This is a genomic window from Cedecea colo (assembly GCF_011808225.1).
GTDB classification, from domain to species: domain Bacteria; phylum Pseudomonadota; class Gammaproteobacteria; order Enterobacterales; family Enterobacteriaceae; genus Dryocola; species Dryocola colo.
This window is the reverse complement of sequence record NZ_SOYS01000001.1, coordinates 506142-525464: the sequence shown is the minus strand read 5'-3', so window position 1 is coordinate 525464 and position 19323 is coordinate 506142. Positions and strand designations below refer to the sequence as shown.

Sequence of the window (19323 nt, the reverse complement as noted above, 5' to 3'; positions counted from 1 at the left end):
GGTATGACATAAAGCAAAAAGATGTATGACAACTCACGTTTGTTTTCCTCAGACAGGTAACGATGTGCCCGCCCGCTGTGCTTCTGGCTTCTCCGCGGCGTCTTCCAGCGCGCTAAGGTCGCGGTCTTTCACTTCCGGCATGATAACGGCGGAAACTAGCCCAATGATGGAGTAAACGATCATCATCACCACGATAGGCCACCAGGCGTCGGTCACATTGACGAAAATCCCCGCCAGTACCGGTCCAAAGCCAACGGCCACCAGGCCGCCTGCTTCTTTAGAAATCGCCATGCGTGTAAAGCGATTACGGGAACCGAAGATTTCCGCCATGGTGATGTTTTCCAGCGCAAACAGCCCCAGCACCGCCACGTTATGGATAATGACGATTGAGGCCATAATCACGTTCACATCGTTACCCTTATCCATAATCATCGACAGCATCGGATAAGCGAGAACGATCGAAGAAACGCTGACGATAATATAAGGAATACGACGGCCCATTTTGTCGGACAGCCAGCCCAGCAGCGGGATAGTAATAAAGCCAATCACGGAGCTAATCATCAGCGCATCGGTTGGAATGCTTTTTTCAAACAGCAAGGTTTGCACCAGATAACCGGCCAGAAATGTCTGGATTAAGCCTGAGTTGCCCGCCTGACCAAAACGTAGCCCGGTTGCCAGCCAGAACGACTTGCTGGTGAACATTGCGCCCAGAGAGTGCGTTTTATCCGCAGCCGGTTGCGCGGCAACGCTGGCGCCTGCTTTGTCGCTGACCTTTTCAAAGACCGGGCTTTCTTTAAGGTTCAGTCGCAGCCAGATGGCAAAAATCATCACCACGGCGCTTGCCAGGAACGGTACACGCCAGCCCCAGGCCAGCAGCTCTTCTTTAGTGAGGAAGAAGAACATCACGGCCCAGATGGCCGTTGCCGATAACGTGCCGCAGTTGGTGCCCATGGCGACCAGCGAAGAAATAATGCCGCGCTTACCCTTTGGCGCATATTCCGCAAGCATCGTGCCCGCACCCGATATCTCTGCCCCTGCCCCAAGCCCCTGGATAATTCGCAGGAGCACCAGTAGTAACGGGGCGAATATGCCAATTTGCGCGTAGGTCGGTAATACGCCAATTAACGTGGTGCAAATTCCCATCATAGTGATAGTGATAAACAATACTTTTTTACGGCCGATAGTGTCGCCCATGCGGCCAAAAATAAATGCGCCTGCAATACGGGCGATATATCCCGCGCCATAGGTTCCCATCGCCAGAATCAGCGCCATCGCCGCCGACTGTTCTGGAAAAAATATTTCGTGGAACACCAGAGCGGCACCCAGAGAATAAAGTTGAAAATCCATAAATTCCAGCGCGGTGCCGAGCCAGCCGGATACGGCCGCTTTAATTAAATCAGCGGTGCTTCTTTCCGGCTGAGCCTTGTTTAGCATTGTTGTATTCATTTTTCATCCCTGTAACTTATCGTTGTGGATACAGCAAATCTTCAGGTAAGGAGGACGTTGCTTAGAATTTCAGGAGAACCTTGCAGCATCGCTGCTGGTCTTTCTCGAAGATTTCCATCGCTTCAGTCACCTGCGTATAAGCGAACTGGTGGGTGATTAATTTCTCTGGCCGTATTTTTTGCTCCGCCATCCAGCTAATGACCTGCGGGAAGCGTTTACTGTTTAAACGTGAGCTGTAAATAGTGAGTTCTTTGCTGGTGATACTCTGTTGATTAAGGACGCAAGGGTCAGATGAGAATCCCATAATTCCAATGCGCGCGGCGGGCGATGCAAGGCTGATAGCCTCCGGCAATATGGACGGATGGCAGGCGGCATCAATGATTAACGTTGGCCGGATACCTGACGCCTCCAGCTCGGCTTTCAGCTCGCGGTTCGCGTTATTAATTATGCGATGCGCACCGTTGGCCTGCGCCATCGCCAGACGTTCATCAATACGATCGGCCACGAGGATTTCTTTTACACCGTAAACGCCGCGCAGAACCTGAATGGTGGTCAGCCCCATCGGCCCCGCGCCGTAGATCAGCGCCGTATCCAGCGGGCCGGGGTTCATCTGGTTACAGATGTTGGCAGCAATGGTAAAAGGCTCAACCATCGTAGCTTCGTTATCCGGAATGCTGTCGGGCACTACGTACGCGTTTTTTGCAGGCAACGTGACGTATTCGCTGAAACCGCCGTCGCGATGCACGCCAATTACCTGCAGTTGCGTACAAACGTTAGGCCGCCCAACGGAGCAAGGGTAACAATGGCCGCAACTGACCACCGGGTCGCCGACCACCCGCTCACCAATGCGGGAAGCGTCAACGCCTTCGCCTGTCGCATCTATCTGGCCAAAGAACTCATGGCCGATAACGCGAGGATATTTCGCGAACGGGTTGTGGCCGCGATAAATATGGATATCAGAGCCACAAATCCCCGCGCTTGTCACACGAATACGCACCTCGCCAGGCTGTGGTTTAATCTGCGGGCGCTCTTCAATAACAAGCGTTCCCGGTTGTTGAATAGTGATACTTTTCATTTAATCTCTCCTTTTAATAAATTACTAAGTTTTATCCTGGCGGACTGAAAAACAGGCCCGGCAATTAATGTTGATGCCATTGCTGATATTCTTTTTTCAGCCGTAATGGTGCAGTTTCCGGCATCATAAGGAGGCCGATAACTGAAATAACCCCCAAAACGATAACGTAGGTAGCCAGGCCGTAATAATGCCCGCCGGTCATCTGCAATATTTTCACGGCAACCAGCCCCAGCAGTCCGCTGCCGATTAACGAACCTACCTGCCAGATTAATGCGATACCGCTACAGCGAATAGGCGTTGGGAAAAGCTCCGGGAAATAAGAAGCCTGTGGCGCATAACACATGCTGTGGCCGATGCTAAGTACCAGAATCATTACCAGTTGCGTTAACCAGAAGCTGTCCTGATTAATCGCAAGGAAGAACGGCACAATCATTATTACCTGTAATAAGGCACCAAAAATATAAACGGGTTTGCGGCCAGTTTTATCGCAGAGGGCGCCCATGAGAGGGATCATGATTATCTCCAGAATAATGGCGACAATCATGGTTTCCATTAAAATATTGGCGTCCAGATTATTGGCCTTACCGTATGCCAGCACGATAACGGTGAACATGGCAAACGTGCAGGCTTCGATTAACTTTGCACAGACGCCCTTGGCAATGATTGCTGGAAAATCGCGAATAACCTCAACTAACGGGCGTGACTCTTCGGCTTTGGTTTCCCGAATCTGCGCAAAAACCGGTGACTCATCGATTTTCAGGCGGATAAATAATCCAACGATGACTAATAACAGGCTAAGCAGGAACGGAATGCGCCAGCCATAGTCCATCATCGCTTCCGGGGATAAAGTGGCATTAAGCAGGGCAAACAGCGCCAGCGGCAGTAAAAACCCTACCGGTGCGCCAATCTGCACCCAACTGGCGAAAAATCCGCGTCGCGCCGGAACGGCATATTCAGCGGTCATCAGCACGGCACCCGCCTGCTCTCCCCCGACGCCAAAGCCCTGCAAAACGCGAATGAAAATTAAAAGTACCGGCGCCCAGATGCCAATTTTTTCATAGGTGGGTAAAAGGCCGATGCAGAATGTCCCTAACCCCACAATCAGAATGGTGATTACCAGCGCTTTTTTCCGCCCGACCTTATCGCCTATATGTCCGAATATAATCCCGCCTAGTGGACGAGCGAGAAAACCAACGGCGTACGTCGCAAAGGCGGCAAGCGTACTGATTAACGGATCTTCGCTGGGAAAGAATAAGTGCCCAAAAAAGAGCACGGCGGCAGTGCCATAGGCAAAGAAATCATAGTATTCAGCGGCGGTGCCTATTGCAGATGCCGCAGCAACGCGTCGAATGACCGGCGTATTATCCACTTCATTTTTAATATCGACTGAGCTGATCATCATCACTTAACCTTTATTTATAGGGTTGATTTCGCTGCCGTCCCTGGCCAGATTTTCTTGTCTTATCAGTTCCACAGCGTGCCGTCTTCCAGCCGGGCTACCGGTAATTCACGGCCCTTTAACGTGGCGTCGCCAGCGCCCGTCAGTCCTTTGTCAGTGGTGATTTTCAGCGTGACAAAGTTACGACCGGGACAGGAAACAGGCACTTCTGTCTTAACAATTTTCATTCTGCTTTCCTTAACGCGGGTAGATGCAGAGAGCCACAATATGGCTAAAATTACCCTCGCGCCTACTACCATACAAGTATATTTAACTGATTTTGACGGACTGAGTCACATTTTATGTGTGAATTTTGCACTGGAAAACAAGCGGCGGGCAGCGCAGGAAAGAAGGAAAAGAATAGCCACGCATCTGTCCCAGCAAGCGTGGCTATAGGGTGAAAGACAGCCTGGCGCATTGAGAAGATGGGCTATAGCGATGAGTAATGCGCCCGCAGAGAGCGGACAAAAAATACGGCGGCCGGATACATAAACCGCCGTACATCATCCTTAAACAAGGCTGAGAGGAATGGGAACGTTATTCCACATTATTTTTGACGATAAAGGCGTAACACAATGCGCCCAAGAATGTGACACAGGCAGCAATAATTAAAGCCAGATCAAAAGATCCGGTAGTGTCCACGACCCAACCGGTTACAACAGGTGCAAAAGAAGCGAACACAAAACTGCCGAAGTTCTGAATCGATGCGACCGAAGCGACCTTAGCTTCCGATACCATTACCTGCACTAATCCCCAGGCAGAGGTGCCGGCAAAATGGACGCAGAATAACGCCATGGAAATAAAGGCGACCGCTGCCGCAGGCGTTGTCGACTGAACGACGAGCAGCGTACCTGAAGCCGAGAGCACAAGCCCCGTCACGATGGCCGTTTTGCGTGTTTTTGCCAGGTCGAAACCACGTTTTGCACACGCGTCCAGCACAAAACCGTTACACCACATCCCCAGCGCGGCTGCAAGGAATGGGATTGCCGCAACCCATCCTGTTTTCGCAAGGCTAAATCCTTGCTGTGCCTGTAGATAAGAAGGCAGCCACGCGATATATAACCAACCTGTATAATTCACGCCAGAAAAACCCAGAATCATGCCCCAGACGGTACGGCGTTTAAATAAGGCTCCCCACTCTTTCAGACTCAGTTGTGGTTGTGGAACAGACGGTGTCGCCAGGTAGTGCTGCTCGTCTTTCTGCAACGCAAATTTGTCACGGTTACGATACCAGACGTACCAGCACACGCCGACGAGTATGCCCGCAAGGCCAATGACCACAAACATCGTGCGCCAGCCCCAGGCTATCTGCATCAATACTAACGCGGGCGGAGCAATGGCCTGCCCCAGCACCGTCGAAGAATTAAAAATACCTAACGCCTTACCGCGCTCTTTTGCAACGTACCAGTCGGTAATGGATTTCACCCCGGCAGGCATAAAGGGTGCTTCACCGATACCTAACCCGATGCGCAATAAAATAAAATGGCTAAAGGAATTCACGATGCCGGTCAGTGCCTGCATCAATGACCACAGGATCAGGCCGCCGCCTAACACCAGACGTGAACCAAAGCGATCGATTAACAGACCTGAAGGAAGTTGTGCAAAGCCATAAGAAAGCGAGAAAGCCGAGAGTAAAACCCCTAATTCCGTTGCCGAAAGCCCAAGCTCGCCGCGAATGGCCTCGCTGGCAACGCTCAGGGAAGATCTGTCTAAGAAATTTACGATGCCCGCAATAAATAGCAGCGTCAGCGTGACTAGCTGAATTTTTCGTATTCGCGCAGGCTTTTGCCGGAGGGCCGAAGCAGTAAGTGAATCGCCTGTTTCCATTTAGATTTCCTTTGCAAGTTAATCGTTAATCAATGAAGGCAACCTTTGCCAGGGCCGGGTACTGCGTGCCGTCTTCGAAAAGCGCCAGCGCCAGAGAAGCCGTTTCATACGGCCAGCTTCTGGCATTTTTATTTGACGCGATGCGCAAATGTGATTTATCGCCCGGTTGTTTGTGCATAACTTTCGTCTTAAATAACTACTATTCACCCGGTTATTTCACAACTCCGCCCCACCAGACTACCATACAAGCTTAGTCAGACCCTTTTATTGGCCTTTATCACATTTTTCATTAGATGATTTTACAAACAGGCAACATACACGACGCGGAAAGTTAATAAGGGAACCTACGTTCTTCCCCAACCGGCAACGATGATCAGCATGCCGCAGAACGCGACGGCGGCGCCCATCCAGTCATAGGCGCTGAGCTTAACGCCGTCCACAATGCGCAGCCAAAGCAGCGCGGTAACAACATAAACTCCGCCGTAAGCCGCATAGACACGGCCGCTGGCGGCAGGATGAAGCGTCAAAAGCCAGACGAACATCGCCAGTGAACATGCCGCTGGCAATAACAGTAACGGCGAACCACTACGTTTAAGCCAAAGCCAGGGTAAAAAACAGCCGATTATTTCAGCAAGTGCGGTAGCAAAAAATAGTAAGGTTGTTTTGATCATATTGAACTATATCGGGGATAATAGTGACTAAAAGGCGCACCTAATGGCGCACCCGGTTCACGATAGTACAGTTGAAGTCGTGCCTCACCCTAAAAGGAAACAGCAATGAACACAATCCTTCACAAACGTCTTACGCAGGCTCTTTGGCCTCTGGCGTTACTGCTGAGCGCGTTCGCTTTAACCCAGCCGGCTCATGCTGAAACAAACAAGCTGATTATCGAGTCCGGCGACAACGCGCAAACTCGCCAGAACGCCGCGATGGAAAAAGAGCAATGGAATGATACGCGCTCTCTGCGCCACAAAGTGAATAAGCGCGTGGAAAAAGAGTGGGATAAAGACGATGTGGCTTTCGATGCCCGCGACAATTGCCAGCAAAGCGCCAACCTTAACGCTTACTGGGAGCCAAACACCCTGCGCTGTCTGGATCGTCGTACCGGCCGCGTGGTAGCGCCGTAATCTCCGCAGCAGCCCGATAAGGCTTCTCAGGCAGAAGCCTTAATAGAACGAAGCTGTTGCAGGGAATATGTCCCCCGCAAATGTCATCAGTAATAATCGATAGTGTTTTTGATAACGTAATGCGTGGTGGCCGGTGGAGTGACGCTGTCGTCCGTAACGTTTAGCCTGCAAGACACGGGATTAAAATGCGCGTCGTAATCACAGTCTTGCACGGTCTTCGCCACCGGCTTACCGTTTAAGGTACTGACCGCCGTGTAATCGAGCTTTTTCTTTTTGTCGGCACCGGTTTTCGTGGTCACCGCAAGCGTCGACGCTTTCGCCGTTGTGGTCTGGTCTGTCGGATAGCCTTCTGCGTCATAATGGTATTCGACCGTAACGTCTTTACCGCGCGCCTTCACCACAAAGCCGTTATCATCGGTATCGTAAGTTACCGCCGCCGCAGGCAGCTCCGCTAACTGGCATTTGCCCTGTAGCTTGATGCGTTTTTCGCGGCTTAGCGCATCCAGATAATAATTGGCGTCAAGGATCAGCGTCGCGCCGGTGTTGGCCTCAATATCATGAAACTCAAGCGTGTCAAAACACCCTTCGGACGACACGGAACCCGCAACGCGTTTCACCACCTCGCCCTTCTCATTCATCAGCGTCTGGCTAAAATCTTTCACCGGGCCGCGCAGCGGATCGAAATCAAACTCGTTGGAGAAGCTGGCCATTTCCGGCGTATAAGCCTGCGGCGTCTCCTGGTTATCACACCCGGTAAGGAACGCCGCCAGCGCGCTAAGGATAATGATTTTCTTCACGTTAGTTCTGTTCCCTTCTGCAAATGTTCTGACATGATATAAGCAAATACAGCTGTTTACACCAGAAGTACTATTCTTAGTAAACATCCTCAACATAAGGAAGAGACGATGAAACGATCTGTCTGGGTAGCCGCGCTCCTGCTGACGGCCTCCGCGCCGGTGCTGGCAGCGCAGACCTCATGCGATAAAGTTAAGGCCGACATTGAGCAAAAGATCGTCAACAATGGTGTGCCCGAGTCGGGTTTTACGCTGACGATTGTGCCCAACGATCAGGCTGATAAACCAGATGCACAGGTTGTGGGACATTGCGGTAACGATACGCAGAAAATTCTTTATAGCCGCACCAGCAGCGGAAATGAAGCGGCCAGCAACACCGCCACGCAAGACGCTCCGCAAAACGAACAGCAGCAGTAACCTACGGGGCGCCCTGCGCGCCCCGTCACCTGTCAATATTTCCCTTCGCTTATCACGCCATTATTGATGCGTATTAATAACGCCTACTCCCAAATAAGTAAAATTACGCCCAGAAGGTATTATTTGTCTGGTAATGAATAAGACGATACGTATCCCTTCACTGCATAAAAGCCCAACATAAAACCCAAAAATGGCGCTCCCGTCAGGGGATATAAGCCATGGAGTAAGCTATGTCGAACCTTAATAACCCGGCCGGGATCAGCCGCCGATCTTTAGTAAAGTCTACCGCACTGGGAAGCCTGGCCCTGGCCGCCGGCGGAATTTCTCTTCCCTTTGGCCTGAAAGCCGCCGCCGTTGCTGTCGGTGGCGCGCTTGAGCCGTCCGCCGATAAAGTCGTCTGGGGAGCGTGTTCCGTAAACTGCGGCAGCCGCTGCGCCCTGCGTCTTCACGTGCGCGATAACGAAGTCTATTGGGTCGAAACCGATAACACCGGTCACGACATTTATGGCGAGCATCAGGTGCGTGCGTGCCTGCGCGGACGCTCTATTCGCCGCCGCATCAATCATCCTGAACGTCTGAACTATCCAATGAAGCGCGTTGGCCGTCGCGGCGAAGGCAAATTCGAGCGCATTTCATGGGACGAAGCGCTTGATACCATCGCCAAAAGCCTCAAAAGCACCGTCGAAAAATACGGTAACGAAGCCGTATACATTAATTACACCTCCGGGATCGTGGGCGGCAATATCACGCGCTCCTCGCCCTATGCTTCATTAGTTGCCCGTCTGATGAACTGCTACGGCGGTTTCCTGAGCCATTACGGCACCTACAGCACCGCGCAAATTTCCTGCGCGATGCCATACACCTACGGCAGCAACGACGGTAACAGCACGTCAGATATTGAAAACAGCAAACTTGTCGTGCTGTTTGGCAACAACCCGGCCGAAACCCGCATGAGCGGCGGCGGGATAACTTATTATCTGGAACAGGCGCGTGAACGTTCCAACGCCCGCATGATCGTTATCGATCCTCGCTATACCGATACCGCTGCGGGCCGTGAAGATGAGTGGATCCCCATTCGCCCCGGCACAGACGCCGCGCTGGTTGCCGGTATCGCGCATGTATTAATAAGCGAGCAGCTGGTCGACCAGCCGTTCCTGGATAAATATTGCGTCGGTTACGATGAGAAAACCCTGCCGGAGGGCGCGCCTGCCAACGGGCATTACAAAGCCTATATCCTTGGTCAGGGCGAGGACGGCGTGGAAAAAACGCCGCGGTGGGCGTCGGCTATCACCGGCATCCCGGTCGATCGCATCATCAAGCTGGCTCGGGAAATTGGTACAGCTAAACCAGCTTATATCGCCCAAGGTTGGGGACCGCAGCGCCAGGCTAACGGCGAGCTGACCTCCCGCGCCATTGCCATGCTGCCGATTCTGACCGGCAACGTGGGTATCAACGGCGGCAACAGCGGCGCGCGCGAATCTACTTATACCATCACCATCGAACGTATGCCGGTACTGGAGAATCCGGTTAAAACCCAGATCTCCTGCTTTAGCTGGACCGATGCCATTGCGCGCGGCCCGTCCATGACCGCCAAACGCGACGGCGTGCGCGGCAAAGAGAAACTGGAGGTGCCGATTAAGTTCATCTGGAACTATGCGGGCAACACCATCACCAACCAGCATTCCGATATCAACAAAACCCACGATATCTTACAGGATGACGACAAGTGCGAGATGATTGTCGTCATTGAAAACTTCATGACCTCCTCGGCAAAATACGCCGATATTCTGCTGCCGGATTTAATGACCGTTGAGCAGGAAGACATTATCCCGAACGATTACGCCGGGAATATGGGCTATCTGATTTTCATCCAGCCCGCCACCGAAGCGAAGTTCGAACGCAGGCCAATTTACTGGATTACCAGCGAAGTGGCGCGCCGTCTGGGCCAGGATGTTTATCAGAAATTTACCGAAGGCCGCACGCAGGAAGAGTGGCTCAAATATCTGTATGCCAAAATGCTCGCCAGAGATCCCGCGCTGCCCTCTTATGAAGAGCTGCGCGCTATGGGTATCTACAAGCGTAAAGATCCGAACGGTCACTTTGTGGCTTATAAAGCGTTCCGTGAAGACCCCGAGAATAATCCGCTCAAAACACCTTCCGGCAAGATTGAAATTTATTCCGCAAATCTGGCTGAGATTGCCGCAAGCTGGGAGCTGGAAAAAGACGAAACCATCAGCCCGCTGCCCGTTTACGCCTCCACCTTTGAGGGCTGGGACGCGCCCGAACGCAGCACGTATCCGCTGCAAATGTTTGGTTTCCACTTCAAAGCCCGTACCCACTCAAGCTACGGCAACATCGACGTGCTCAAGGCCGCCTGCCGCCAGGAAGTGTGGATTAACCCGATTGATGCGCAAAAACGCGGTATCGCCAATGGCGATCTGGTCAGCGTGCTTAACGGACGCGGTGAACTACGCGTGGAAGCAAAGGTCACGCCGCGCATTATGCCTGGCGTTGCGGCAATGGGCCAGGGCGCCTGGCATGATGCCAATATGACCGGCGATCGTATCGATCATGGTTCCTGTATGAACACGCTCACCACACAACGCCCTTCGCCGTTGGCAAAAGGCAATCCACAACACACCAATCTGGTCGAAATCAAAAAGGCGTAAGGGATAGCTGATGACTACGCAATATGGCTTTTATATTGATTCGGGTCGCTGCACCGGCTGCAAAACCTGCGAGCTGGCCTGCAAGGACTACAAAAACTTAGGGCCGGACGTCAGCTTCCGCCGCATCTATGAATATGCGGGCGGCGACTGGACGGAAGACAACGGCGTTTATCAGCAGAACGTATTCGCCTACTACCTGTCGATTGCCTGTAACCACTGCGAAGACCCGGCGTGTACCAAAGTCTGTCCGAGCGGCGCGATGCACAAGCGCGAAGACGGTTTTGTGGTGGTCAACGAAGACGTGTGTATCGGTTGCCGCTACTGCCATATGGCCTGCCCGTACGGCGCGCCGCAGTACAACGCGGAAAAAGGCCATATGACCAAGTGCGACGGCTGCTATGACCGCATTGCCGATGGCAAAAAGCCCGTCTGCGTCGAGTCCTGTCCGCTGCGCGCGCTGGATATGGCGCCGATTGACGAGCTGCGCAAAAAGTATGGCAGGCAGGCGGCCATCGCCCCGCTGCCGTCCGCGCATTTCACCAAACCTAATATCGTCATTAAACCCAACGCCAACAGCCGTCCCTGCGGGGATAAAACCGGCTATCTGGCCAACCCGAAGGAGGTATGAGATGGGTAACGGATGGCATGAATGGCCGCTGGTTTTATTTACCGTGCTTGGGCAGTGCGTTACAGGCGGCGTAATCGTTATGGGCCTGGCATGGCTATCGGCGAGCAACAACAGCGAACTGCAAAACAAAATCGTCCGGGCGATGTTCTTTCTGTGGGTGCTAATGGGCGTTGCGTTTCTCGCTTCGGTTATGCACCTCGGCTCGCCGCTGCGCGCGTTTAACTCGCTTAACCGCATCGGGCATTCTTCCCTGAGCAACGAAATCGCCAGCGGCTCGCTGTTCTTTGCCGTGGGTGGATTCTGGTGGCTGGTAGCCATAATGAAAAAAATGCCTGCCACGCTCGGTAAAATCTGGCTGCTGCTGACGATGGCGCTGGGTCTGGGCTTCGTGCTGGCCATGACGCGCGTTTACCAGATTGCTACCGTTCCGACCTGGTACAACGGCTATACAACGCTGGGCTTTTTCCTGACCGTTTTGCTGGGTGGTCCGCTGCTGGGGGCGCTTTTACTGCGCGTTGCCAGCTTTCCGCTCAACAGTGCGAAGCTGGCAACGCTTAGCGTGCTGGCGCTGTTTGCCGCGATAAGCCTGGCTATCCTGCAAGCATTTAGCCTGGCGGGTATTTATAGCTCCGTTCAGCAGGCCACCGCCTTGCTGCCGGATTATGCCTCTCTCCAGGTCTGGCGTATGGCGCTGCTGGCGCTGGGTCTGGGCTGCTGGGTTTGCCCTCTGGTTCGCCGCACGCCGCCTAAAACTCTCGCTTTGCTGGTTGGCTTTCTGCTGGTGGTGACCGGTGAGTTGATTGGTCGCGGTATCTTCTATGGCCTGCATATGACCGTCGGCATGGCGGTTGCGGGTTAAAATAAAATGCGCGGGGAAACCCGCGTAGCTTTTGTCAGTGTTAAACAAGGTAGAAAGATGTTATCTAATCATTCCCAAAGGCTGGCGGCAATTGCCCTGACCGGTCGTGTGCTGGGCGTTCTGTACCGGCAGCATCCGCAAAACCAGGCTGCTGCGCCGCTTTATACCGCCCTTGCGGACCCTTCATGGGCTGAACAGTGGCCGGTGCAATCCCCTGCGCTGGCCGAAATAGCGCAGCGCATGGCAGAAGGTCTTGAGTATGCTCGGGAACCGCTTAGCGAAGCCTATCAAAGGTTGTTTATTGGGCCATACGCCTTGCCTGCCGCTCCCTGGGGTTCCGTCTATCTTGATAAAGAAAACGTATTGTTCGGTGATTCCATGCTGGAGCTGCGCCAGTGGATGCGTGAGAACGGCATCGCCCATCAGCTTGAGCAAAACGAGCCGGAGGATCATATCGGTACATTATTAATGCTGGCCGCATGGCTTGCGGAACGAGGTCATCAGCAACGTGTCGACGAACTGCTCGCCTGGCATCTTCTGCCCTGGGCCGGGCGCTTCCTCGAGTTGTTTAGCGAGAAAGCCGTTCATCCGTTCTATCAGGGGCTGGGCGACTTCACCCGTCTGACGCTCGCAGGCTGGCGCGAAGCATTGCTGGTTCCGGTCACCAGAAAAGAGCTTTATTACTAAGGATCTGCGTGGGGTGGATAGCGCAGCCGCGCATCCGCCCTGTGATTTACCCCGCCCTCCAGCCCCTGAAAGTTACACCGTAACCAAGCGTTAACCTTTTTAAGACGATTCTTTACGTTGCGCCTGCAAACGAGGCGGCGCAAGGGCCAGTCTGGCATTCAGCCTATAAATCATTAGTCACACAATCATTACCCCGACTGGAAGCATTCCCGCGACGTTGCTATAGCTTTTAACACCCTGCCGACACAAGGCATAACAACAGGCCACCTGCTGGTGGCTATAAAGCGTGCAACAGGGAGACACACCGCAATGCAAAACGCATCCTTTATAAAACGTACCCTTTGGGGCGCTCTGGCGCTGGTTGTGGTGCTCGGACTGCTGGTCTGGAGTATCGGGCCAGAAACCATTAAGGCACGCCAGGTCGATTTATTTTATCTCGGGCAACAGCATCTGATCCTGGTCTTCAGTTCTATGGCGCTGGCGTTACTGGTCGGTATTCCGAGCGGCATCCTGCTGAGCCGTCCGGCCGCTCGTCGCTGGGCTGAATACGTCATGCAAATTTTTAACGTGGGCAATACGCTGCCGCCGCTGGCCGTGCTGGCGCTGGCAATGGTGATTATCGGCATTGGCGACAAACCGGCCATTATCGCCCTGTTCCTGGCATCTCTTCTGCCAATTGTGCGTAACACCTATGCCGGGCTGTGCGGCGTGCCCGCTTCGTTGATTGAAGCAGCAAACGGCATCGGCATGACTAAATGGCAGCGTCTGTGCCAGGTAGAATTTCCTAACGCCTGGCCGGTTATCCTTTCCGGTATTCGCATCGCCACCGCCATAAACGTCGGTACCGCGCCGCTTGCGTTCCTGATTGGGGCCAGCAGCTACGGTGAGCTTATCTTCCCGGGCATCTATTTAAATGACTTCCCGACGCTGATTCTGGGCGCGGCGGCGACCGCGCTGTTTGCTCTGTTCCTTGATATGGCCTTAGCCGGACTGGGTCGGGTTTTAAGCCCGCACACCGCGAAATAACAATAATAAGGAGCGTTGTATGAAACCGTTTAAATATCTGCTGGCCGCCTTTGCCGTCACGACTGTGCTGGCTGGCACGGCTCGGGCAGAGCCTATCGTGTTTGCCACCAAAGGTTTTACCGAGCAGCATATTCTCTCGGCCATGACCACACAGTATTTGCGCAAAAAAGGCTTTCAGATAACCCCAAAGACGAATATTGCCGCGGTGATTTCCCGCAACGCGATGGTCAATAAACAAATCGATATGACCTGGGAATATACCGGCACGTCACTGATTATTTACAACCATATCAATAAGCGTATGACGCCGCAGGAGTCCTACGAAACGGTGAAAAAACTGGATGCGAAGCTGGGTCTGGTGTGGCTTAAGCCTGCGGATATGAACAACACCTACGCCTTTGCGATGCAGCGTAAGCGTGCCGAGGAAGAGAACATCAATACCATGTCGGAGCTGGCGGAAAAAATTGAGCACATTCGCCAGACCGAGCCGAAGAAGAACTGGATGTTAGGTCTGGATCTGGAATTCTCCGGGCGAAGTGACGGAATGAAACCCCTGCAGGAAGCCTACAATATGCCGCTGGACAGACCGCAGATTCGCCAGATGGACCCCGGCCTTGTGTATAACGCGGTGCGCGATGGGTTTGTCGACGCGGGCCTGGTTTACACCACTGACGGACGAGTCAAAGGCTTCGATTTAAAAGTGCTGGAAGACGATAAGGGCTTTTTCCCAAGCTATGCGGTCACGCCCGTAGTGCGTAAAGAGACGCTGGCCGCCAATCCGGGGCTGGAAGAGGCAATGAATACCCTCACCGGCCTGCTGAATAACGACGTGATCTCCTCCCTGAACGCGAAGGTGGATATCGACCATGAATCCCCGCAGCAGGTCGCCCGCGAATTCCTGCAGCAAAAAGGCTTGCTCTAAGGAGGCATCATGGACACGTTGCATTACATGATTGATAACGCCGGTTATCTCGGCAGCCTGACCCTACAGCATCTGTGGCTGGTACTGATGGCGGTTGGGCTGGCCATTATTATCGGCGTGCCGCTTGGCATTTTAATCGTTCGCCATAAATGGCTGGCGACGCCGATACTGGGTATCGCCACTATCGTGCTGACTATTCCGTCCATCGCGCTGTTTGGCCTGATGATCCCGCTGTTTTCCATGGTGGGCCAGGGGATTGGCGTTATGCCGGCCGTCACGGCCGTGTTTCTCTATTCCCTGCTGCCGATTGTGCGCAACACGCACACCGCGCTGGACAGCATTCCACCGGGGCTGCGTGAAGCGGGACGCGGTATCGGCATGACCTTCTGGCAGCGTCTGCGCTGGGTTGAAATTCCAATGGCGCTGCCGGTAATTTTTGGCGGTATCCGTACCGCGGTAGTGATGAATATTGGCGTCATGGCTATCGCCGCCGTCATCGGCGCAGGCGGCCTGGGTCTGCTGTTACTTAATGGTATCGGCGGCAGCGACATTCGCATGCTGATTGCCGGCGCCGTCATGATTTGTGTTTTAGCGATTGTACTGGACTGGCTGCTGCATCGTCTGCAACTGGTACTGACACCGAAGGGGATTCGATAATGATAAAACTGGAAAACCTCACCAAACAGTTCGCGCAGAAAAACGGACAGACTTTTAACGCGGTTGATAACGTCAGCCTGAACGTACCCGAAGGCGAAATGTGCGTGCTGCTCGGCCCTTCCGGCTGCGGAAAAACCACCACGCTTAAGATGATTAACCGTCTGATTGCCCCAAGCGGCGGCAATATTCTGATTAACGGCAAAAACACCAACGAGCTGGACACCGTGACGCTGCGCCGCAACATCGGCTACGTTATTCAGCAGATCGGCCTGTTTCCGAACATGACGATTGAAGAGAATATTACGGTTGTGCCGCGCATGCTGGGCTGGGAAAAGGCCCGCTGCAAAGCGCGCGCCGCCGAGCTGATGAGCATGGTCGCGCTGGACCCGACCAAATACATGCACCGCTACCCGCGTGAACTGTCCGGCGGGCAGCAGCAGCGTATCGGCGTCATTCGCGCGCTGGCTGCCGATCCGCCGGTGCTGCTGATGGATGAACCTTTTGGCGCCGTTGACCCGATTAACCGTGAAGTTATCCAGAACGAATTTCTGGAGATGCAGCGCCAGCTGAAGAAAACCGTGATGCTGGTCAGCCATGATATCGATGAGGCGCTGAAGCTGGGCGACCGTATCGCCGTCTTCCGCCAGGGGAAAATTATCCAGTGCGCAAGCCCTGATGAGCTGCTGGCGAAACCGGCCAATGAATTTGTCGGCTCGTTTGTCGGCCAGGACCGCACGCTTAAGCGTCTACTGCTGGTGCAGGCTGGCGACGTTACGGATCAGCAACCGACCGTTACGGCGCGTGAATCGACTCCGCTTCCGGAGGCTTTTGCCACCATGGACGACAACGATATGCGTTCGATTACGGTAGTGGACAGCGCGGGTAAGCCGCTGGGCTTTGTGAAACGCCGGGAAGCGCGTGGCGCGACGGGAGTCTGTGCAGACATGCTGCATCCGTTCCGCATTACCGGGCGTGCGGAGGAAAACCTGCGTATCGTGCTGTCGAAGCTCTACGAGCACAACATGGTCTGGATGCCGATTACCGATGAAGAAGGACGTTACAGCGGTGAGATTTCGCAGGATTATATTGCCGACTATCTCAGCTCGGGTAAAACGCGCCGCGTGCTGAATATTCATCAACCTTAAACTGGCAAATACGATACCCTCTCCGCCCTTGAGGAAGAGAGGGTCAGGACGAGGGGGAAAGGTGACGCCTGAACACTATGTTGCTATCAGTCCCGGTCGCCCTTTCCCCGGCCCTCTATTCCAGGAGAGGGAGTAAAAGTTAATCCCGCTTGCCGCTGGTAATCTCGTCAATTTCCTCCGGGCGTAAACGAATCTCCGCGGCGCGACGATGCGCCTGCATCCCCTCCGTGCGGCTCTGGCGAACGGCAGGCTCAGCAACGGCCGCAATGCCACGATCGTCAATCCACTGATGGGTGCAAATCTTCAACCCACAGGCCGCCGGCATAACGCGCTGCGGCCATCGTCGGCAGCGTGTGGTTGGTTCCGCAGCATTTATCTGAGAACACAACGCTGGCATTCTGGCCGATAAACAGCGAGCCGTAATTGCGGATTTTGCTGCCTTCACCCGCAGGATCTTCATTCTCCGGCGTGGTCGTTTACGCCTGCACCCGTTCTGCCGATAAAGCGCCGTTGAGCATGAACAAATTGATGTATTGTGCAAGCTCACGCTGCTCTGCGCGGGGGAGATACGGCAGTTCGCCCACTAGCGGCCCGGGCAGTTTTTTACGCAGTACATCAATAATCTCAGCGTAATGGGCAAGACAGGGATTTATGCGGTTCGCTACCCATCCCACCAGCGGCAGACCGTCGTTAGCAATGGCCTGCGCGGTCAGTAACGCATGGTTGATACAGCCTTCCTGAATACCCACCACCAGCAACACGGGCAGTTGTTCCTGAACCACCCATTCGGACAGTGGACGAAGATCGTTCATCAGGCTGCGCCAGCCGCCCGTCCCTTCAACCACCACGTAATCGGTCTGTGCTGCCAGACATGACAGACCATCGGACAGCAAGCCGTAGTTGATTGGGCAACTGTGATTTACGCTGCTTTCATCTTCACTCAGGGCGATGGGGTTAATTGCCTCATAAGGCAGCGTCAGCGATGAAACGCTTTGCAGCACCAGCGCGTCTTTATTACGCAAACCGTCCGGCGTTTCTTTGCACCCTTTGGCGACGGGCTTATAGCCGGCAACACATTTTCCGCTGGCGGCCAGCGCCTGCAGCAAGGCGCGGGATACCACCGTCTTGCCGACTGCCGTATCGGTGCCTGTGATAAAGAAACGCTTAAGCATGCTGACTCCCGGGGTAATACGCAAAACTCGTTAAAAACTTGAATAATTCAGTTCCGGAAGTCTAAAAGAAGAGAGGATGGACCAGATTGAGATAGCGCAATTTTTAGTGGATCAATGAAAATGATTATCCCTGCAGCAGGCGAATCAGTAAAGAACCGTTATACATGGCATCTTTTACCAGCGCCGCTCCCGCCATCGTCCCTCGGTGGTTGTACTGGGTGCTTTCGACAATCATGTGCTGGCTGTATGCGGGTAAAGCCTGCTGGCGGATGCAGCTTGTAATAGCCGGATGAAGAATATCCGCTGCGCGATTGAGCGGCGAACCTATCAGGATCTTTTGTGGGTTAAACAAATTCACCATGATGGCGAGAATACGCCCTACGTTGACGCCAACGCCGAGGATAATATCTTTGGCGAGAAGATCGCCCTGCAGGGCGGCATCGCAAAGCGACTCTACCGTCAGGGGTTGTTCATGCAGCATCGATCCCATGGACTGGTTCATACGCAGCTGGGCCAGCTCCAGCACGCTTTCTATACTGGCGATAGTTTCCAGGCAGCCGTGATTTCCACAGTAGCACCGCTTGCCGTAAGGATCGACCTGCGTGTGGCCAATCTCTACCAGGCTACTGCTGCCCGCGTGTAGCAGACGGCCATCGGTGATAACGCCAGCGCCCACGTTATGGTCAATAACAACCTGAATGACATCGCGCGCGCCACGGGAAGCGCCAAACAGCCCCTCAGCCATCGTCCACGCGCTGATATCGTGCTGGATAAATACCGGGACACCGGTATGGTTTTCCAGCATTTCGCCCAGTGGCATATCGCAGACATCATAAAACGGCATACGGTGAACAATCCCGCGTACCGTATCGATAATGCCCGGCAGGGTAATGGCAATGGCGGTCAGACGTTCAAGTTTGTGCTGATGGCGGATAAAAAACTGGTCCACCTGGCTAATAACGCGTTCAAGCAGCGGTTTCGGGTCGGTAACCGGGAGTGAAACGGTATCTTCGACGATCAGCTGGCTGCTGAGATCGTGCAGGCCAAGCGAAATCTCGCCGCGGTTGATGCGCACCGAAAGATAATGCCAGGCTTCTGTTTCAAGCATTAATCCCACCGCCGGACGACCGCGGCTGCCGGGATCCTGAATTTCCGTCTCCTGCACCAGATGCGCTTCGAGCATCTCGCGCACAATTTTGGTGATGCTGGCTGGCGCAAGCTGTGCCAGACGAGAAAGATCGATACGCGATACCGGGCCATGGCTATCAATGAGGCGGTAAACCACGCCTGCATTCGTTTGCTTAATCTGATCGATATGGCCCGGTTGGCTATCAGCAACCACGTAGTACTCCCTTTATTTTCGCGCTTCGAAATAAACTGTGGGCTATGGTGAAACACTTCAGGCGGGGTAGTCAAATATTTACGTAGGGTTGT

21 protein-coding genes and 1 pseudogene are annotated in these 19323 nt (G+C 53.7%); 10 read left to right on the top strand and 12 right to left on the bottom strand.

Features of this window, described 5'->3' with window-relative positions; translation table 11 throughout:
- Positions 1 to 48: 48 nt before the first annotated feature.
- From E2L00_RS02355 to E2L00_RS02325, 7 genes and pseudogenes are all read right to left on the bottom strand, one after another.
- The gene (locus E2L00_RS02355; protein WP_201279258.1) at positions 49 to 1446 is read right to left on the bottom strand and encodes an MFS transporter; all 1398 of its coding nucleotides are present in this window, start codon (positions 1444 to 1446) and stop codon (positions 49 to 51) included.
- A 61-nt stretch (positions 1447 to 1507) separates the two neighbouring features.
- On the bottom strand, positions 1508 to 2521 hold the full coding sequence (locus E2L00_RS02350) for a Zn-dependent oxidoreductase (protein WP_167606436.1): 1014 nt from the start codon (positions 2519 to 2521) through the stop codon (positions 1508 to 1510).
- A 64-nt stretch (positions 2522 to 2585) separates the two neighbouring features.
- Complete coding sequence (locus E2L00_RS02345) at positions 2586 to 3920, bottom strand: MFS transporter (protein WP_167607527.1); 1335 nt, start codon at positions 3918 to 3920, stop codon at positions 2586 to 2588.
- Positions 3921 to 4015: 95 nt separating this feature from the next.
- Positions 4016 to 4147, bottom strand: a pseudogene (locus E2L00_RS02340) (bifunctional D-altronate/D-mannonate dehydratase); the annotation flags it as partial.
- A gap of 349 nt (positions 4148 to 4496) precedes the next feature.
- Positions 4497 to 5786: an MFS transporter gene (locus tag E2L00_RS02335; protein ID WP_167606433.1), complete on the bottom strand. Its 1290-nt coding sequence runs from the start codon at positions 5784 to 5786 to the stop codon at positions 4497 to 4499.
- 25 nt (positions 5787 to 5811) lie between these two features.
- Complete coding sequence (locus E2L00_RS02330; RefSeq protein ID WP_167606430.1) at positions 5812 to 5964, bottom strand: hypothetical protein; 153 nt, start codon at positions 5962 to 5964, stop codon at positions 5812 to 5814.
- 166 nt (positions 5965 to 6130) lie between these two features.
- Positions 6131 to 6457: a YnfA family protein gene (locus tag E2L00_RS02325; RefSeq protein ID WP_167606427.1), complete on the bottom strand. Its 327-nt coding sequence runs from the start codon at positions 6455 to 6457 to the stop codon at positions 6131 to 6133.
- Between the two features lie 105 nt (positions 6458 to 6562).
- Here E2L00_RS02325 and E2L00_RS02320 point away from each other — a divergent pair, with 105 nt between their 5' ends.
- Positions 6563 to 6913 carry a DUF1283 family protein gene (locus E2L00_RS02320; protein ID WP_167606424.1) on the top strand — a complete coding sequence of 117 codons (351 nt, stop codon included), beginning with the start codon at positions 6563 to 6565 and terminating at the stop codon, positions 6911 to 6913.
- Between the two features lie 86 nt (positions 6914 to 6999).
- Here the strand turns inward: E2L00_RS02320 and E2L00_RS02315 are convergent, their stop codons facing one another.
- A complete protein-coding gene (locus tag E2L00_RS02315) occupies positions 7000 to 7710 on the bottom strand; it encodes a YnfC family lipoprotein (protein ID WP_338031874.1) in 711 nt (236 codons plus the stop codon).
- A gap of 108 nt (positions 7711 to 7818) precedes the next feature.
- Here E2L00_RS02315 and E2L00_RS02310 point away from each other — a divergent pair, with 108 nt between their 5' ends.
- From E2L00_RS02310 to osmV, 9 genes are all read left to right on the top strand, one after another.
- Positions 7819 to 8124 carry a DUF1161 domain-containing protein gene (locus E2L00_RS02310; protein ID WP_167606418.1) on the top strand — a complete coding sequence of 102 codons (306 nt, stop codon included), beginning with the start codon at positions 7819 to 7821 and terminating at the stop codon, positions 8122 to 8124.
- A gap of 230 nt (positions 8125 to 8354) precedes the next feature.
- Complete coding sequence (gene ynfE, locus E2L00_RS02305; protein WP_167606415.1) at positions 8355 to 10793, top strand: selenate/tellurate reductase subunit YnfE; 2439 nt, start codon at positions 8355 to 8357, stop codon at positions 10791 to 10793.
- Positions 10794 to 10803: 10 nt separating this feature from the next.
- Positions 10804 to 11421: a DMSO/selenate family reductase complex B subunit gene (locus tag E2L00_RS02300; RefSeq protein ID WP_167606412.1), complete on the top strand. Its 618-nt coding sequence runs from the start codon at positions 10804 to 10806 to the stop codon at positions 11419 to 11421.
- A 1-nt stretch (position 11422) separates the two neighbouring features.
- On the top strand, positions 11423 to 12280 hold the full coding sequence (locus E2L00_RS02295) for a DmsC/YnfH family molybdoenzyme membrane anchor subunit (RefSeq protein WP_167606409.1): 858 nt from the start codon (positions 11423 to 11425) through the stop codon (positions 12278 to 12280).
- A gap of 57 nt (positions 12281 to 12337) precedes the next feature.
- Positions 12338 to 12967: a Tat proofreading chaperone DmsD gene (dmsD, locus tag E2L00_RS02290; RefSeq protein WP_167606406.1), complete on the top strand. Its 630-nt coding sequence runs from the start codon at positions 12338 to 12340 to the stop codon at positions 12965 to 12967.
- Between the two features lie 309 nt (positions 12968 to 13276).
- On the top strand, positions 13277 to 13993 hold the full coding sequence (osmY, locus tag E2L00_RS02285) for an osmoprotectant ABC transporter permease OsmY (protein WP_167606403.1): 717 nt from the start codon (positions 13277 to 13279) through the stop codon (positions 13991 to 13993).
- A 19-nt stretch (positions 13994 to 14012) separates the two neighbouring features.
- The gene (locus E2L00_RS02280; protein ID WP_167606400.1) at positions 14013 to 14915 is read left to right on the top strand and encodes a glycine betaine ABC transporter substrate-binding protein; all 903 of its coding nucleotides are present in this window, start codon (positions 14013 to 14015) and stop codon (positions 14913 to 14915) included.
- 9 nt (positions 14916 to 14924) lie between these two features.
- Entirely contained in the window at positions 14925 to 15572 is a 648-nt protein-coding gene (gene osmW, locus E2L00_RS02275) for an osmoprotectant ABC transporter permease OsmW (protein WP_167606397.1), read from the top strand.
- On the top strand, positions 15572 to 16717 hold the full coding sequence (gene osmV, locus E2L00_RS02270; RefSeq protein ID WP_167606394.1) for an osmoprotectant ABC transporter ATP-binding protein OsmV: 1146 nt from the start codon (positions 15572 to 15574) through the stop codon (positions 16715 to 16717). The genes osmW and osmV overlap by 1 nt, the downstream gene beginning before the upstream one ends.
- Before the next feature lie 139 nt (positions 16718 to 16856).
- Here osmV and E2L00_RS21490 read toward each other — a convergent pair whose 3' ends face one another.
- The 4 genes from E2L00_RS21490 to mlc form a co-directional block, all read right to left on the bottom strand.
- Entirely contained in the window at positions 16857 to 17042 is a 186-nt protein-coding gene (locus E2L00_RS21490; protein ID WP_236127651.1) for a hypothetical protein, read from the bottom strand.
- Positions 16996 to 17103 (bottom strand): histidinol dehydrogenase, encoded by a 108-nt coding sequence (locus tag E2L00_RS21485; RefSeq protein WP_476695795.1) that lies wholly within the window; start codon positions 17101 to 17103, stop codon positions 16996 to 16998. Before E2L00_RS21485 ends, E2L00_RS21490 begins: the two co-directional genes overlap by 47 nt.
- Positions 17104 to 17193: 90 nt before the next feature.
- A complete protein-coding gene (bioD, locus tag E2L00_RS02260; RefSeq protein ID WP_167606392.1) occupies positions 17194 to 17889 on the bottom strand; it encodes a dethiobiotin synthase in 696 nt (231 codons plus the stop codon).
- A gap of 124 nt (positions 17890 to 18013) precedes the next feature.
- A complete protein-coding gene (gene mlc / locus E2L00_RS02255; protein ID WP_167606389.1) occupies positions 18014 to 19231 on the bottom strand; it encodes a sugar metabolism global transcriptional regulator Mlc in 1218 nt (405 codons plus the stop codon).
- Between the last annotated feature and the right edge of the window lie 92 nt (positions 19232 to 19323).